The following is a 15,933-nucleotide window of genomic DNA, read 5'->3' as shown; positions in this document are numbered from 1 at the left end:
GTCACCTCCTATTTGTATTTGTCGTATAGTTCATACGTTAAATAGCCGGTACAATTTATGTGCATCATATAAATTTCCGGATCATCCGGTTTGTACAGTCCGGCGCCCATTCCGTAACGGTCTTCGAGTTCAAGCTGTGTACATCGGTGATCTGGGCGGTTAGCCTTACCGCGATGAACACGCATTGCTTTAACGACTCGGCTTTGTTGCCCGGTGTAAGACGCCGCTACCCTATGCGCCGTATTTCCTTCCGTCACAACCAACCGCCTGATCTTCCATGCGTCGTTTTCGTATACTTTACGTACATTAGCGCTGATTTCACTAACGGACTGACCCGTTATAATTCCCGTCCGAATAGCTTTCGAAAGCTCATCGCGCTGATCTCCAGCAAATCGCCATACTCGGTCGGACAATACTAAACCATCTTCGCCTACTCGATTTACAATGTAACGAACAACGTTTTTATTGATCTTATCGAAAGCAATTCCGGATATAGCTGCGGTTCCTACCGAATCTACAAACGCCGTTTTTATTGCGCTTGAAGTCGTCGAGGCTGTATCGTCAAATATTTTCTCGAAGGCGCTCATACCGGTAGTTCGCACGAGCTTTTCTATCGTATCTAACTCGCGAAGTAGTTTGTTCAAGCGCTGCCTTTTAATTTTTCCGTCGCTGCCGCTGTACTCCGTAAGTAAGTCAACGATCTCAAGTCGGATTCGTCCGATCTCCTTTATCGCGTACTCTTGTTGGCTCGCGTTCAACTTGCGATATTGCATCGAAACCTTTTTAAGCTGGCGATCTAGCTCCGCTTGGTTGCTCATCGATCATCAGCTCGTTTCGGATGCATCTGTCCGCCGCTTCTCCGATAAGCTTTGCGATAATCTTTTCGGGCGTCTTTTCCGAGTTGCATATAATTAGCGAAAATGTTCGTTTTGTCTACCGATTCTTCTCCGTCTTGGAAACTAAAAAACCTTGCCGCATCACTCGCGATAGTTTCATATGCGATTGCCAGCGCCAAAAATAGGACTGCATTTTCGTTTTCTTCCGCAGTTAGACCGGACTCAGCTTCGGCTTCGGCGATCCATGCGGCAATATCGTCCGCTGTGACGCCTTCCACTCTACTTAATCGCGTTGCTAGTCGACTTGATACCGCCACATGACTCACCTCCGTTATTTTTTCTTCTTAGAAGGACCTTTTGGCTTTTGCTTTCCTTCTTTAGGAGTCGGAGAATCTTCCGCAACTTCTTCAGTCACGACTTCCTCCTCTTTATCTTCCTTGATCGGTAAAGGTTCAACATCTACACGCTGAATAAACGGTGAAGCCGCATCAAGCGCTTTGATTTCCTTTTCGACATTCGTTTTATATACGCCGTATCCGTTAAAAACGAGATACAAACCGTCTCTCATAAATTCGTAGTTTGGTAACGTCTTATACTCCGCCATTACGCCATCAATCCAGCCGCTTTTAGTTTCGCAAGTAATGCGTTAAAATCCGTTACTAGACCGGCAACGTCTGTCGCTGTGCTGTTCGCTTGAGCTGCCGCCTTTGACGCAGTCAATTTACCGTCCAGTGTAGTCTGTAAATTCGTTACATTCGCGATTGTATGCGTATGTGATGATGGAGGGAAAGTCGACGGTTTTCCTGTGACATCCGCCCATTTTATTTCTACTGTTGCGCCTGAGCTCGTTTCTAGTTTCGCTAATAGATCGCCTAACTTAAGATCGTTCGCAACAGGCATCGACTCATTTAATCGTTTAATATCGTTTACGCTTAGCGCCAAGTATATCGCGCTCCTTTCGAAAATTAATAGGAGGCCGAAGCCTCCTTTATGTTAGGAAATAGTTTTAGAGATTCCAGAAAGAACCGCAACTGATTCCTTAGCGTTTTTGATTTCAAAACCAAGCTCACCGCGGATAACACGAGAGAAATAATCTGCTCCGTTAGGCGTAGCGTCTTGATCATATACCGGAGTAAGGTAGCGAGCTTTGATGTTGTTAAGATCCAGTAGGAGTGCGCGATCTTTAGGCATATTCTGATCGACAACAACTTTAGACACAGCACCGCCAGGTAAGTCGCTCATGAATGAAACGATTTGATGACCTACTTGACCCTCTCCACGAGTCGTACGGATTGTGTCACCGGCAAGCTTCGTGATCTGACGAGCAACGTTCGGAGCGCAAAGGATTGTATCTACTCGACCGCCTCGTTTAAACGTTTCTTCTACGGCATCATTCAGTTTCTTAGCACTGATCTCTGAACCGCCAAAATCTTGAGTATTGGAGCCTTGCTCTTGTGCGAAAGCGAATAATCCTCCGGTAGAACGAGGCTGAGCCGCTGACCCTTGGTATTTACGGCCAAAAATTAACGAGTTATTCATCTCGCGGACCATCTCTTGCAAGCGCAAATTAACCTGATAGTCGAGCTCATCAGAAACCCCGTAAGTATTAACTTGCTGTTGTGTCCGTGATACGGAAGCGTAGCGAGAGAAAATTTGCGAGTAGTTGAACGACACAATACGGTCGTTAATCTCATTCTTTCTAAAAACGTCTTCACCTTCAGGACGTGGACGCGAAATCACCTTTAGCTCTCCTTCGGCTTCAATCGCTTCTGGTGTTGTAGCGTCGTATCCCCGTTGAACAGTGATTTTATCAGCCGCTTCATCAACCGCAGTTACACGGAATACTTCTAAACCGTTTTGAACCAATGCATTAACTGTAAACTTTTGTGCTTCTCCGGCTTCCAAAACGATCTCAGTCGCATCAGCCGCAGCCGCTGTTTTAACAACACCAGTATCACTGTTTAAATAATCGTTCTGCCATTCGAATTTAGTTTGCGTGAGACCTTCCCCTGTGCCGATAAGCCCGAATAGAACCGGAGCCTTCGTTAGAATTAAATCTACGTTCGCTTGCATTTGGCGAACCTGTTGCTGGAAATCATAGCTAGTTGCTACCATGTGTTAATCCCCCTAATAGTTTTTGTAATTAAAAAAGCCGCCAGAAGGCGACTGAATTACCGTTTGTTTTTCAAACCGAGTATTTCGTTGTAGACCTTCGTGACTTTTCCCATAAATCGCGAATCCTTAAGCGCCTTTTCCTGTAGTTCTGCGAGCTCTTTCTCTTTCGCAGCTAATTCGGTCTGGGTGTTGTTAGTCGAAGGATTGCTTCCGCCCATTGCGTCTGCTCCGATCGGTTGCTTAAACATCCACGGGCTTGACGCTTTAAATGCCGCGACTACTTCTTCGGCTCCAACTACGTTTCCTTCTTCGTCAATCTGTACCGCTGACTTATCGAGTAGCGCCAGAACTTGATTCGGATCGTTTGCGTTAAGTGACCGAGCGATAGCGCGAAGCTCCGTGTTAATAATGCGTTGATTAGCCGATTCTTGCGCTTTTTTAGCTGCTTCCGTAGCTTCTTCCGCTTTCTTGGCCGCTTCTTCTTTTTCGACTCTTAAGCGTTCAGCTTCGGACATCTCCGCCTTTTTGCGTTCTTCTTCCGCTTCCTCGTACGCTTTTAACCGTTTAAGCTGCTCCTCTACTTCCGCCTGCTTCTTTTTCTCGCGTTCAAGCCGTTTATTTAAAATCTCGTCAAGTTCGGCCTGCGTGAACGTCTTTTCCGGCTGTTGTGTTTGCTCAGTCGGTGTTGGTTCCGGATCCCCAGCCGTAGTTTGAGCGTTTGTTTCTTCCGGTTCCTGTTCCGCGAAAAATTGTAGGTTTAAACGCAATAACTTTCGTTGTACATCCATTCGTATACCTCCGTTTAAAGCCCGTCGGCTATGGATTATGCAAAACAACAACCGATAGTTTAACGACATATCGTAGGTCAAGCGTTGTTATGCGTTAGGATCTTCGTCGTATCCTTCTGTTTCATCTTCCGGAGATCCACCGTTTGTAGGCTCACCGTAAGGGTCTTTCGATTGCATTTTAAGATTGCGCTCTTGCAAAATCTCCATAAACTTGGCTTCCGGATTTTCTTTTCCGCTTCGAGCGATCGCGCCCTTTACGGATTCCATTTCGTTAGAAATTTCTTCGCCTAACTGCGTAATTAACGCCGCTTGATCTTCCGGTAAAGGAAGTCCGAAGATAATTTTGTTATCGTAATACTCATCGACTTGCGATAGAAACTTACTGTCGTATTTGAATCGCGGATGCTCTTGGCGCGCTTTCATATAACGTAAGATATATTCGTTCAACGTTTGTAAACGGGACTGCCAAACGATCCAAGCCCGTTGCGTTTTCGAAATGATCGAGCCGTATAACAGCTTCAGCGCCATATCGTTAATACCACCGGTATTCATGTCGGCCGTATTGACCATCGGAACTTCGCTGATTTCGTGGAGCCGCTTCTGCATCCGGTCAAGGTACGCTTCGATCGCCTCTTTAAATTTAAAGCCACTTTCAAGCTTCTTCGCGTCCGGCGTTCCTCCGTCTTGTCCCGATTCACCTAGATCCCAAATCGCGCTAGGCGAGACTTGAAACGGCTTTTTCGGATCGTAATCTACGTCAGTTAGCAACGTAATCGCGAACATTTCAAACCGAAGCGCATCTGAGTAATCCGATATTTTGCGGTCAATTTCGTCGGCCGTATCGATCAGTTTCTCGATCTCACTGTAACCTTCGCTGTGTCCCGTAAGTTTGTCCGTCGGGATATGAACAACCGGAATAAAATCGAGTCCCATCGATTTTCTTTCGACTCGCTGATCGCGCAAAGACAATCCATCGTCATAAACGGCCTCCTCAATCTCGCAATCATATACGCCGGTTTCTTCATCGCCTTTCCATACGAGATAGTACGAAAGCTTCCAAAGGCGCGTCTGCTCTTCGTCAAGCCACGCTACAAAATGAACAGCGTCTAATTGGTCGGCGTCCCATTCGTTATGAACAGCGATAACTTCCGTAGAAGGGTGCCAAAGGATTTTAATTTCGCCGCGGCGTGTATCGTAATGGAGTCTTGCGTATACGCCCGTACGGCTAATAGCGCGATCTTTAGCCGCAGCCAATAGCTTTTCGTGCATCCGATTATCGTCCCAAACCCACTTTAGTAACCGTTCTTTCGCTTTAGCACGACTATTTTCCGCCTGCTGTTCCGCACTTGGCTCGTAACCTGGCTGCATCATTTGCGCTGGATCGTCGATTACATCAGGGGGTACTGATACTTTCGGCTCTTTCTCGAATTGCCAAGCCGCCATGGTATCGATCAACTTTCGCGGGTAGTTCATCGAAAGTGTAGTCGGTTCATATGCGATATTGTCCGGCTTAATATAGTCGGACCAAACGTTTAGGCTGCCTTCATAGCGCCGGTAAAGCTTAATTTCGTCGCAAATACGCTGGAATTCGCGCGAACCGATTGCTTCTTCTATAGGTATCACGAATTGAAACGGGTTAATAAAATTCCGATCTACAATTACGATTTAAAACGCCTCCTTTCGTTTAGTAACGGTAATTACCGACATTGCCGCCTTTGCGTCTACGCGATTTAGCCGCAGCAGAAACCGCCATTTCTAACGCATCGATAACGTCATCGTGTGCTCCGGTCCCGTACTGTTCGAATTGCTCAAGTAATAGCGCATGCCTCCGGTCAAATTGGATTGTTCCGTTCTCGATCGAAGGCAATAATGCTTCGATACGGAGCTCTTTACGGCTACGGTGTTTTATCTTCTTAACGCGAGTATCTGCCGGATAGCCCGCTTTCGTTAGCTGCTTCTTAAGCTCATCGACGAAAAACTCTTGCGCTGCCTGCGCTTCGGCCGCAATTACAGTTGGCTGATACTGAACGACCTTCTCAACGATGACTTTCATAAACTCGTCCGGCTTCAAACGCTGACCGAACGCATCAATAACGTAAATAGAGCCGCTAATCTTATCGATAGCGACCGTCGTAATTGCAGAGTAGTCTCCGCGTTCTTTCCCCATCGCGAAATCCACCGCAAGGGAAACGTCATATTTCATGTAATCGATATTGCCGTTGTGGTACGTGAACTTTTCTGGATTAAAAATCATCGATTCTTCGTCGATTGGATGGTTCATGTACTCGGTATTGAACGCTTTGGAGCCGTTATCCCACTTCCAGCGCATTAACTTAAACAACGGCTGGACTTCCGGCCATAAAACTTGGCTACCACGCAATAATTCGGCTTCATTTTCTTTATAAAACCGTTCTGCGTCGGCTAATCGGTTCGGATTTTCGCGATCAATATAAATAAGCCGGCATTTTTCCCAAAGGTCGAGACGTTCCGGCTGTTTGATAATGGCGCGATAGACTTTCGTTACGAAGTCTGACCGCTTATATAAAACGTGCATTAAAAGCGCGTCCATATGAACCGTCGTTCCCATGTAAACGAAGGCCGTCCGCTTTCCTTTCGGATCTCCTAACGGCATGACCGTCTGTGAGAACCAGTTCCGGAGACTATTTCGCTGCTCTGGCGTACTGGCGTTTCCTCCTGGGCGCGCATCCTCTAAATCGTCGCAGATAATAAGATCCGGCCGCGTACCGTTCCAGTTACGTCCACGCAACGCCTGACCTGTAGAGGCCGCTTGGACTAGCGCGAGCTGCTTTCGGCTATCTCCGTCTGGATGCCACGCGATGAACGATTCGGAGTTATCGATGATATTCGCTTGGTCTTGCGGCGACAATAATGGCCCGAAGTCGGCGCGTAATTTCTTGTTAAACTTAAGCTGATTCCGAATCCATTCCATATTCGCTTTCGATACCGAAGGCGTTTCCGAAATAATGATCGTGTATTTCCGGCGCCGATAAACGATTTCGTGAACCGGAAAGGCTTTCGATAAGTAAGTCGATTTTGCATGCGAACGTGGCGCCGCTGCCGCTATCTTTTCGTTAACCTTTTCGGAAGACACGACGTTCATAATGTCGCATATCTCTACGTGGAAATCAGGCGCTTCACTAACGTCTGTTATATCGAAGCCATCCCAGTTACCGTCATTATCCGGGTTGCGTGCGTCCGAGAAATATTCGATTGAGAACTCGAGCAGATTACCTTCGCATCGATGAATCCGTTTAAGCCGTTCAAGCTCGGTCGCTTTTTCGTAATAATCGGCGATCTCTGACGCAGGAATGTCGTCGCCGTACGTTTCATCTAACGCGTCTAAGTATTCAGTTAGAACGTTGATTAATTCAGCGCGTTCAGCCGGTTTGAGCCAGCGTCCGTCAACCCATGCGATAAAGATCGCCTCCTTTTCGTTTAATTTCGTTTGACTTTCGTCATCATTTTCGTTATTATGAGTGTAACAAAATAAAAAATAAGTTACGGAGAGTGAACATAATGGCTAACGAAGTATTCCCGATTAAGTCTAAGCGCGATTTTAATAAACTGAAGAACGCCCTAAACGGTCGCAACCGTCTGTTATTGACGCTCGGAACCGCTTTTGGGCTGCGTATCAGCGACTTATTAACGCTTAAGGTCGGGGATCTTCACGGTCAAGATTCGCTAATCATCACGGAGCAAAAACGTAAGAAAAAGCGTAAGATTACGTTTAGTTCGTCCGTGTTGCGCGAAATCAAGACGTATTTAAGTGACGCTGACGATAAAGACTACGTATTTGCTAGCCGACAAGGTGGCGGCAAACCGATTAGTCGCGTTCAAGCGTACCGGATACTCAACGACGCTGCCGAGCGGGCCGGCATTGCGGATAAAATCGGCGCGATAGGAACGCATTCGCTCCGTAAGACGTTCGGCTATCGGCTACACGAAAACGGCGTTGATATTACGCGCATTATGTCTATACTCGGACACTCAAGCGAGCGTGAAACGTTGAGATACATCGGAATAACGGCCGACGAAATATCGGAAGCTTACGAAAGCATCGAGGTTTAAGCCTGCGGTGCTTTTTTTTATTTACGCAAGCACAAAAAGACCGCCGCCGTAGGGTGCGGAAGCCTCGTTCTGATTGCGTTTATACACCGAGTTCAGGACGCATCCCTTGCTCGCTCGTTTTCTGCCGGTCGATGCCGGATGTATAGTTGGCGCAAATATACGCATGCCGTCCGTCTAATGACGAATCTTCGCGCTTATCCTAACCGCCTGTTTTTGCGGACCGGAGCATATTCCCGTTTTATTTAACGTGTTCGGGATTCGCACGGATTGAATCGCATTATATATGCGTGATTTGCCCGTATATTAACGAGCGAAGTAAATACCCTCCGGCTGGATTAAAACGGCTGTGACGCTTTAATTTCGTGGTAGAATCGTTATCTATTACGTAATTGTTCGACAGCCCACTCCGCTCCCCTTAAGAAATCGCTCGTCACTCCGAAATAAGGTGCGTCTGTTAGCGAAATCCCTAGCGCATCTAGCGCTTCCTTTGGCGGATTGGCGCCGCCGACTACTGCGATTTCAGACTCCGGAAGCTTTTCGGAAAACTTAACCGCGATAAAATAGCCGTCTGTTGTCAGGCGATCGCTTACCGTTACGTCTTCGCCTTTGAATTCCGATAAATCAGCGATAATGCTTTCGATTCCTCGTTGCATGACGATCACCTCCGTTTTGAATCGCCGATGACTACGCAAAGGTATGACGCTATTCTGGACTCTGTTTTAACGCGATGGTTATAGTCCTCGTAAGCATCTTCGTACGATTCGAATAACATCGGGTCAGCATCGGGACCGTAATCGGTAAATACTGCGTACTTCATTTTGCGAACACCTCCGTTTAGTCAAAGTGATTTTTTGAAATGCGCGTTTAAAATGTGCCTGGCGCCCGGGCTTTTCGTTTTTCCTCCCCCGCCCCCTTTTCGTTTTTCATACGGTATGCACCGTTTTGTATATCGAGTGTAACATTATCGGATTAAGTTACAGTGGGTGGGTGGCGTGGTCGTTGATATGACGGCATTCATTCGTGTTTGTATTGCGTTATGTATTACGTTTTATTTATGCATCGTATGAACCGCGATATATCAACGTTTATATATACGGTAGGGATAGCGCGATATGTATAAGATACTGTATAATTGCGGGGCCTATTCCGAAAGTGATCGAGGGGTCGCGCGCCAATGAGCCTCGGCTGATAAAATAAAAGCGCCCGTCAAACGGCGTAACCTACCGCTATCAGAACGCTTCATATATTACTGTCCGCCTATTCTTCCGTTTTACGCTGCGCCCTCAGACGCTCTATTTCCGCCTTGATATCCGCTATATTATTTCCGTCATTCTTAACGTCTACTTCCGTTCTCTCCGTCAGCATATCGTGCCACTGCATATACGTCCGTAGCATTGCGGCATTCCCATCGTTAATAATATGATCGGGAATCGACGCTATGATATCCGGCATTCTCTCGGCCGATTGCTTCTTAATTCTGCGTTTTAATTCTTCGTAAAAGTCATCGTCGTTTCGCCAGTTATGCAACGTCTGTCTTGTAACGCCTACTTCATCGGCAATCTGATCGTAAGTCATTCCGCCTCTGTTCGGCTGCGATAAAAATTCGATAGCAGCGATTTGTTTTTCGCTAAGTTTCCGAGCCATTTCCGCCCTCCTTTCCGTTAAGTTTTACGTAGCTTTACGTCCTTCTATTACGTATAGACAGCTAACGGAGATTAATGTAGGTAACAACGTGTGTATTCCGGTAAGTTAACGTAGTCTTTTCCGTATGTATTTAAACATAGCGCTAATTCCGGTCACTTCGTTCCCTACATACGCGCAGATATTAATTAATAAGTACTTGATCGCGATAATACTGGACGTAGTGAAACGGAGTTCCAGAGGCTTGTGATTCACAAGACTAAGAAGTGATTGGCGGCCTAAAATCGCTGTATCCCTTGCGGCTCTAAGCGCGAACCCACTTTTCGGTTGTGCGAATAAAGTCGTGTTTTTCGCCGATTTGTGCGAATAAAGTCGTGTTCATTATCAATTAGTTTTCCGTAATTGAGAATCGGACCATACGAAAAAAGATGACGCCAACTCAACGCCATCTCATCGATAGTATTTTCCCCGCCAAGAACAACCCGAATACCGCCTTCCGCTTTAGCATCGCCAGGTAAATCCGTCGCGCCCAGCTTTCCTCGTGCTGCAACGCTAACTCCACCGCCTTACCTACGTTCGGATGCTCGACTATTCGCTCAATCAACGCTAACTTTTCGCGCATCCCTTTATCGCAGCCCGGCTTGAATTCGTTCTGTATACATCCGTTCACCGCGATATAACACTTCCGCCGCGCTAGATCAACCGCAACCTTTTCGTCGTACAAACCCCACCTTTTCGCGTACGTCTCCAGCGTATTGCCGTTTATGTACGAATCGAATAGCTCCGGGTTATATTTGCGCATCAAGCTAACGTCGTTAGCCTGCCGGTAATGATACAACGGTTTATCGATATAATAAACCGTCTGACAATACGTAAACGCGTCCATATTAAACAGCCAATCTTCGCCGAGAAACTTGCCGTCAGGGAACGCTAGGCCATACGTCTCTATTAAACTCTTGCGAAATAGCTTGCATACGCTGCCGTACGAACCGTTATACAAAAAGTCCGTCAGTATCTCTGCCTTTATCGCGTCACGGTCCAGCGGCCTATTCGCTTTTGCGCTATAACTTTTCGTATAGCTTTTCGATGCGTCTTCGTATTCCCATCGCATGTCTGTAAATACAATATCGGCTTTATTTTCGCGCGCAGCTTCGTACATAGTCGCGTAAGTTTCCCGATCGACCCAATCGTCGGCGTCGATAAATGCTACGAATTCTCCACGCGCTTGTTTAAGCGCATTATTGCGTGCCGTGGCCGGGCCCTGATTCGCTTGATAGATCGGCTTAACGCGTTCGTCGATGGCTTCGTAATAACGTAATATAGTCCGCGTTGAATCGGATGAACCGTCGTCTACGATCAAAACTTCGATATTCTTAAGCGTCTGGCCGAGCACGCTGTCTAAGCATTCGCGCAGGTATCTTTCGCCATTATATACCGGTATAATAACGCTAACTTTCGGATTCATTTCGTCCACCCCTTCGGTTCGGGAATTCCCGAACTGGTATCGATAGGATAATTATACCAACTCGCACCCGAATTTCAAGACGAAAAAAGACGCCGATCACTCGACGCCCTCTTCCGTTTCTTTTACTTCGAATAATTCTTCGTATTTGGCTCCGGTTGCTTTCATTATCGATGCGACATGCCAGTCGTAGTGTCTTTCGGAATTATCAAACCGAGATATCGACGCCTGCGGAACGCCGGATCTGCGCGATAATTCGGATTGTGACCAATCTAGCTGCGAAAGAACCGCACCAAGACGAGGTTTTACCGTAAGTTTCATTTCGATCACCTCGCGTTAATTATACGCCAGAGAATATTTTTTCGCAATTATCCTTGACTCGTTCTATACGCTGGCGTATAGTTTATTGTAACGAAGGGCCCTCGTTAATAAAATCCGAGAGGGGTAACGAAATGATTAACGATCCACGAAAACTGAATAAGGCGATTTTAGAACGAAACGGAGGCGCATCCCCACCGACCAAAGCAAAGCTGCACCGTCCGAATCGAGCGAAGCACTTCCAGTATATCACAGCGTTTATTCTATGCGCAATGTTATCCGCATTCACCGCAGTCACCGCGCAAGCCACCGATGTTTACCGCAACTTTGCCGAACTCCAAGCCAACGAACCCGAGACGAACTACAACATTTTCGCGACCGACCGCGCTACGCCCGTTTTGATACTTGCGCCACATGGCGGCAGTATTGAAGGTGGCACCAGCGAACTTGCTCGCGAACTTAGTAACGATTATTCAACGTATCTTTTCGAATCGCTTAAGACGCCAGGCGGCTCCGACCTCCACATCACGAGCACTCACTTCGACGAACTAACCGCGCTTGCTTTAATTACGCACCACCAACGCGTTATATCGCTCCACGGTTATAGCGACAGCGCCGAGCACATAATCGTAGGTGGCACCGATCCTATACGCGGCCAGGCGTTAGTAGATCGCTTGAATACCGCCGGCTTTAGTGCCGAACTCGTAGGCGAAGGACATCGCTTTGCAGGCGCCAGTGCCGCGAACATAGCGAATAAGTGCGTAACCGGCGAAAGTCTACAGCTGGAACTCAGCACCGGATTGCGTAAGAGCATGTTCGGAACGTTCTCGCTTACTGGACGCGCTGGAACCGAAACCGTGACGTTCTATAAATTTACCGGATTGCTGTCGGCCTTTATTAACGAAAATTATAACGTTGGAGGTAACGAATAATGCGATATACGTTGGAAGCTGAAAAATACGGGATACGTTGGGATGGAACAGAGGCAACCGCAACTACGCAAGGAATCAATCGCGCAATTTTCGAAGCCGCTGAGGCCGGTTACTCTGAGGTTTATATACCGAAAGGTAAATATCTTATAGACGCAGTAAATCGTCTTGCTGTTAATCCAGAAGAAGGTGCAGGGATACGTGTTCCTTCCGATATGACCATAATCAGACATCCAAAAGCCGAATTTATCGTAGATCCTAATAACTCTTACGGATATTCTTGTTTCTATCTCGGTGAAGTGGAAAATGTAACTCTAAAAGGCGGAAGAATTAGAGGCGATCGATTCAAACATGACTTTACAGGTCACGGTGATCTCGAGAAAAAGAAAACCCATGAATGGGGATACGGGATTAACATACACGGAGCCAAAAATATTGTTATCGAGGATGTTAATATATCGGAATGTACCGGAGATTGCGTAATGGTGTGCGCCAAAGGAATGTTAAATGTCACATGGACTGATTATAGACCAGCAAGAAATGTAACTATTAGAAATTGTATTCTTGATGGTGCTAGGCGTAATAACATCTCAGTCACAGGTGGAGAAGATGTGTTGATAGATGATAACGTGATCACAAACGCTGGAATAGCTGATGGTTGCGGTCCATCTTTCGGAATTGATATTGAAGGTTATGGAGAAGGCGACATTGATTACGAAGAACCGCGTAATGTAAAAGTCACTAATAATACTTTCTCAGGGAACGTTAAACAATCTGTATGCAACTTCAGTGGTTATGAGGTTGTCATTGAGAATAATCACTCCGACAACACTATCTCTTACGGTTATGGAACTGACACCATAATATCTAATAATGTCCTTATTCGCCGCGATAATAAAGAAACAGCGATTTCATCTTTAGGAGTATCCTCAGGCTTTACAGGAAACAACGCAGCCATAATCGGGAACTCAATAAAAGGATTTAGTAGTGGCATTGATATTCGAGGTGCTGATGTCGTTGTTATGAGTAATGTAATATCGGATCTTTCAGTCGATGGGGTTGCGTTAGGGACCTTTGAAGCTAGAAACGTATTATTCGCAGGAAATGTCGTTAGTAATTGCCCAGGCAAACACTGTATGGCTAACAAGTCTCTCGATATCACTTTTGAAAACAATAAACTCAACAGCTCCGATATACATTCGATTGAAGCAATTGATTCTCACAACATTATCTCAAGGTCTAATAAAGTGAAAAACAGTAAAAAAGGTATAGTAGTGACTCGATCTTCTGCAGTAATATCAGACAACGATATTGATCTAACGGAGTATTCCGGAGATGTATCGTACGCCATTGCCTTTGATAAAGGAAGTGACGTGATTATTCTTAATAATCACATACCAGCTCCGACCAATATGGCTATATACGGAGAAAGCGCTGATGGGCGCGAGGTATGTATTAAAGACAATAATATTTCTAACGCCAAGTGCTTAACGGCTGTTTATTTAGTCGGCGGTAAAAAACCAAAGATATCTAACAATGATATAACATTTAGCCGTACAGCTTCCGGCGGGTACGGCATACTAACGAAAGGAACATCCGACGCATTACTCGATGGAAATACCGTGTACTCAGTCAGTGAGTTTAAGCTCTACAGTCCGATAAAGACTGAGGAATCTATTAATTCGCGAGTTATTGGAAATAAAATATCCGGCAACCTTGCGCTGAACAAAACCGATATCGAAACGAATAATATTCCAATTTAGGTTGACTTTAACTATACGCTAGCGTATAATAGAATTATAGAAAGGAGGGAAAAACGAATTGAACGCGGACACGGTACTAATAACTTCGTCATTTCGCTAACGAACTTGGCAACCGCCTGCGTTAACGCAAAAAACGCTAATCGCAAAAACGACTAGCGCCAGAAACGTTGATACGGGGATAGATGTGAGAGTCCTCCCCGTGTCTCCTATAGTACCGTATCAAAAACGAAAACACAAGGAGGCGAGCGCGCCATGATAACGGTAGTAGCAATCGTAATTACGGCGGCGGCCATGATCGTTGCAATCGCGGGCCTGGTCGTTGCACTCAAACGGAGGCGATAACGGTATGCAGCAGCTTATGATTCGCAAAATATGGTCGGATACACCGGCACTTACACCGCAGCAGGAAGCGCAGATCCTCGATCTATACGAGCGCCCCGCCGCCAATTTCGGTCGATGTGGGCGCGCTTACCAAATTGGGATCAATTCGATGTTACAATATTTCGGCTATCGGATCGAAGTCGAAACGGAGGCTATGAACGATGATTGAATACGCTTGTAACGAATGTAATTACGCAAGACTTGACGTAGATATTAAACCTGACGCGTGCTGCCCTACGTGTGGATCGCGCCTACAGGTCGAGGAGGAAATCGTATGAAACGTTTATTTAAATCAATCGTAATCACCGCGGCTCTTTTAACGAGTACAATCGCCTTAGCACCGCAAGCAGACGCAGCATGGTCGGGATGGCAGACGGAAAAGTTCGGACATAAAGCGCGCGTTTATACGGATGCGACTACGTATACAAGCAGCGCAAAGACGGTCGATTGGAAGGCCGAAAAGAAAGGCGCGGCCACGCTTTATTATACGGCCGGCGTTTATAAAAAGCGCTCAGGTGGCGGGCTGACCGATACGGGTTTAGTGCAGCGCGGAAGCTTTAAGACCGCAACGCCGCTGAAGTCGTTTAGCGTAAAGTCGATTCGCGGTAAGACTGGCGCCGGTAGCTACGTGATTCAGATCGATTGTTATACGGATTCAGGCAAACGCCATTATATCGGGACGTTTGAGTCGGCGCGTTTTAACGTGAAATAAGCGCAAAAATAAAGACGCCTTAACGGGCGTCCTTTTTCGTTTTATACCTTCTTAACGTTAAACAGCGCAATCAACGTTTTGTCCGGCGTCTTTGATTGACGATAGAAAACGTTGGGATTAAACGTAAAACGCTCCGGCTCTGTGCCGACTTTAATACGCGCAACAACGTATTCACCGTCGAATTTCATCTGCTTAAGTCGCCGACCTAGCGTATCAGGCGTTACTCCGATAGCCTCCGCAAGCTCTTTCTTATTAAACCACCGGATACGTTTCGGGTTCTTTTCAAAAGGATTTTCACAAAGAGCATTCGTCTCGAAATGTATGAACGGGAGCATACGATAAATAAGCCCAATATCCGTTGCTTTCACTTCGCTGTACACGCGTTTAATTTTCGCAGTATATAGCTTTACAACGTACTGGCTACCGAAGTTGCCTTTAAAGTGATAGCGTTCATTTACGCTATAACCGTCGTCGGCTTCTCGGATAATGTCGCGTTCAATGCATGCCGATAAGAAATCGTAAAATGTCCGTGGCTTCTTGCTGAGCTGCAATACGCCCATCATGTCGGATGTTGACATCGGTGTTTTGTTGCGGCTAGATTTAACGAGAACACCGTTATAGTCGACGTAGCACTGAAGCAACATTAAATATCCGCACTGCGCCGTTGTAAGAGCCTTATAGACTTCGTGAATATTAGACATATTCGCGTTAGAGAAGTCGCGACGATCGGCCGTCTTTTCCTGCTGCTGGCGGAAGGCTTCGTCTTGGTTTCGGTGACGTAGCGTATAGCTTTCTGATAGATCCTCGCCGGTTTCTGTGTTCACAACTCGTAATTTTCTACTCATATAAACGTCCCCTTTTCGATAAAATAAAAAGCGCTGTATAAGCGCTCTCATAAC

The 15,933-nt window shown here is 46.3% G+C and carries 19 protein-coding genes; 5 read left to right on the top strand and 14 right to left on the bottom strand.

Features of this window, described 5'->3' with window-relative positions:
- Window positions 1-8: 8 nt before the first annotated feature.
- The 8 genes from ACFVP7_RS06825 to terL all read right to left on the bottom strand — a co-directional run bounded on the left by ACFVP7_RS06825 (window position 9) and on the right by terL (window position 6,860).
- A complete protein-coding gene (locus ACFVP7_RS06825) occupies window positions 9-818 on the bottom strand; it encodes a hypothetical protein (protein ID WP_396583102.1) in 810 nt (269 codons plus the stop codon).
- Window positions 815-1,153, bottom strand: coding sequence for a hypothetical protein (locus ACFVP7_RS06820; RefSeq protein ID WP_041056717.1), 339 nt, complete (start codon window positions 1,151-1,153; stop codon window positions 815-817). The genes ACFVP7_RS06825 and ACFVP7_RS06820 overlap by 4 nt, the downstream gene beginning before the upstream one ends.
- Window positions 1,154-1,167: 14 nt before the next feature.
- Complete coding sequence (locus ACFVP7_RS06815) at window positions 1,168-1,440, bottom strand: hypothetical protein (protein ID WP_396583101.1); 273 nt, start codon at window positions 1,438-1,440, stop codon at window positions 1,168-1,170.
- Window positions 1,440-1,778, bottom strand: coding sequence for a head fiber protein (locus ACFVP7_RS06810; protein ID WP_396583100.1), 339 nt, complete (start codon window positions 1,776-1,778; stop codon window positions 1,440-1,442). The genes ACFVP7_RS06815 and ACFVP7_RS06810 overlap by 1 nt, the downstream gene beginning before the upstream one ends.
- 51 nt (window positions 1,779-1,829) lie before the next feature.
- Complete coding sequence (locus ACFVP7_RS06805; protein WP_259607566.1) at window positions 1,830-2,951, bottom strand: DUF5309 domain-containing protein; 1,122 nt, start codon at window positions 2,949-2,951, stop codon at window positions 1,830-1,832.
- A gap of 56 nt (window positions 2,952-3,007) precedes the next feature.
- Window positions 3,008-3,739 (bottom strand): scaffolding protein, encoded by a 732-nt coding sequence (locus ACFVP7_RS06800; protein ID WP_396583099.1) that lies wholly within the window; start codon window positions 3,737-3,739, stop codon window positions 3,008-3,010.
- Between the two features lie 87 nt (window positions 3,740-3,826).
- On the bottom strand, window positions 3,827-5,353 hold the full coding sequence (locus ACFVP7_RS06795; protein ID WP_396583256.1) for a phage portal protein: 1,527 nt from the start codon (window positions 5,351-5,353) through the stop codon (window positions 3,827-3,829).
- 70 nt (window positions 5,354-5,423) lie between these two features.
- A complete protein-coding gene (gene terL / locus ACFVP7_RS06790) occupies window positions 5,424-6,860 on the bottom strand; it encodes a phage terminase large subunit (protein ID WP_257438041.1) in 1,437 nt (478 codons plus the stop codon).
- A gap of 416 nt (window positions 6,861-7,276) precedes the next feature.
- Between terL and ACFVP7_RS06785 the strand changes: the two genes are divergently transcribed.
- Window positions 7,277-7,828, top strand: a complete 552-nt coding sequence (locus ACFVP7_RS06785) for a tyrosine-type recombinase/integrase (protein ID WP_396583098.1) — start codon at window positions 7,277-7,279, stop codon at window positions 7,826-7,828.
- Between the two features lie 374 nt (window positions 7,829-8,202).
- On the opposite strand, the gene ACFVP7_RS06780 is transcribed toward ACFVP7_RS06785, so the two are convergent.
- From ACFVP7_RS06780 to ACFVP7_RS06760, 5 genes are all read right to left on the bottom strand, one after another.
- A complete protein-coding gene (locus ACFVP7_RS06780) occupies window positions 8,203-8,481 on the bottom strand; it encodes a hypothetical protein (protein WP_396583097.1) in 279 nt (92 codons plus the stop codon).
- 5 nt (window positions 8,482-8,486) lie between these two features.
- Entirely contained in the window at window positions 8,487-8,645 is a 159-nt protein-coding gene (locus ACFVP7_RS06775; RefSeq protein WP_278071997.1) for a hypothetical protein, read from the bottom strand.
- Window positions 8,646-9,085: 440 nt separating this feature from the next.
- Window positions 9,086-9,472, bottom strand: coding sequence for a phBC6A51 family helix-turn-helix protein (locus ACFVP7_RS06770; protein ID WP_396583096.1), 387 nt, complete (start codon window positions 9,470-9,472; stop codon window positions 9,086-9,088).
- A 436-nt stretch (window positions 9,473-9,908) separates the two neighbouring features.
- Complete coding sequence (locus tag ACFVP7_RS06765) at window positions 9,909-10,934, bottom strand: glycosyltransferase family 2 protein (protein ID WP_396583095.1); 1,026 nt, start codon at window positions 10,932-10,934, stop codon at window positions 9,909-9,911.
- 96 nt (window positions 10,935-11,030) lie between these two features.
- A complete protein-coding gene (locus ACFVP7_RS06760; protein ID WP_272515994.1) occupies window positions 11,031-11,252 on the bottom strand; it encodes an XRE family transcriptional regulator in 222 nt (73 codons plus the stop codon).
- 131 nt (window positions 11,253-11,383) lie between these two features.
- Here ACFVP7_RS06760 and ACFVP7_RS06755 point away from each other — a divergent pair, with 131 nt between their 5' ends.
- The 4 genes from ACFVP7_RS06755 to ACFVP7_RS06740 all read left to right on the top strand — a co-directional run bounded on the left by ACFVP7_RS06755 (window position 11,384) and on the right by ACFVP7_RS06740 (window position 15,034).
- On the top strand, window positions 11,384-12,181 hold the full coding sequence (locus ACFVP7_RS06755; RefSeq protein ID WP_396583094.1) for a poly-gamma-glutamate hydrolase family protein: 798 nt from the start codon (window positions 11,384-11,386) through the stop codon (window positions 12,179-12,181).
- A complete protein-coding gene (locus tag ACFVP7_RS06750; RefSeq protein ID WP_396583093.1) occupies window positions 12,181-13,941 on the top strand; it encodes a right-handed parallel beta-helix repeat-containing protein in 1,761 nt (586 codons plus the stop codon). The genes ACFVP7_RS06755 and ACFVP7_RS06750 overlap by 1 nt, the downstream gene beginning before the upstream one ends.
- 346 nt (window positions 13,942-14,287) lie before the next feature.
- Window positions 14,288-14,491 carry a hypothetical protein gene (locus tag ACFVP7_RS06745; protein ID WP_129092604.1) on the top strand — a complete coding sequence of 68 codons (204 nt, stop codon included), beginning with the start codon at window positions 14,288-14,290 and terminating at the stop codon, window positions 14,489-14,491.
- Window positions 14,492-14,596: 105 nt separating this feature from the next.
- Window positions 14,597-15,034, top strand: a complete 438-nt coding sequence (locus ACFVP7_RS06740) for a hypothetical protein (RefSeq protein ID WP_276353169.1) — start codon at window positions 14,597-14,599, stop codon at window positions 15,032-15,034.
- 41 nt (window positions 15,035-15,075) lie between these two features.
- On the opposite strand, the gene ACFVP7_RS06735 is transcribed toward ACFVP7_RS06740, so the two are convergent.
- Window positions 15,076-15,879 carry a hypothetical protein gene (locus tag ACFVP7_RS06735; RefSeq protein WP_396583092.1) on the bottom strand — a complete coding sequence of 268 codons (804 nt, stop codon included), beginning with the start codon at window positions 15,877-15,879 and terminating at the stop codon, window positions 15,076-15,078.
- Between the last annotated feature and the right edge of the window lie 54 nt (window positions 15,880-15,933).

It is taken from the genome of Bacillus sp. SG20033 (genome assembly GCF_044570195.1).
In the GTDB taxonomy this organism is placed as follows: Bacteria; Bacillota; Bacilli; order Bacillales; family Bacillaceae; genus Bacillus; species Bacillus subtilis.
This window is presented reverse-complemented; position numbering and strand designations above follow the sequence as displayed.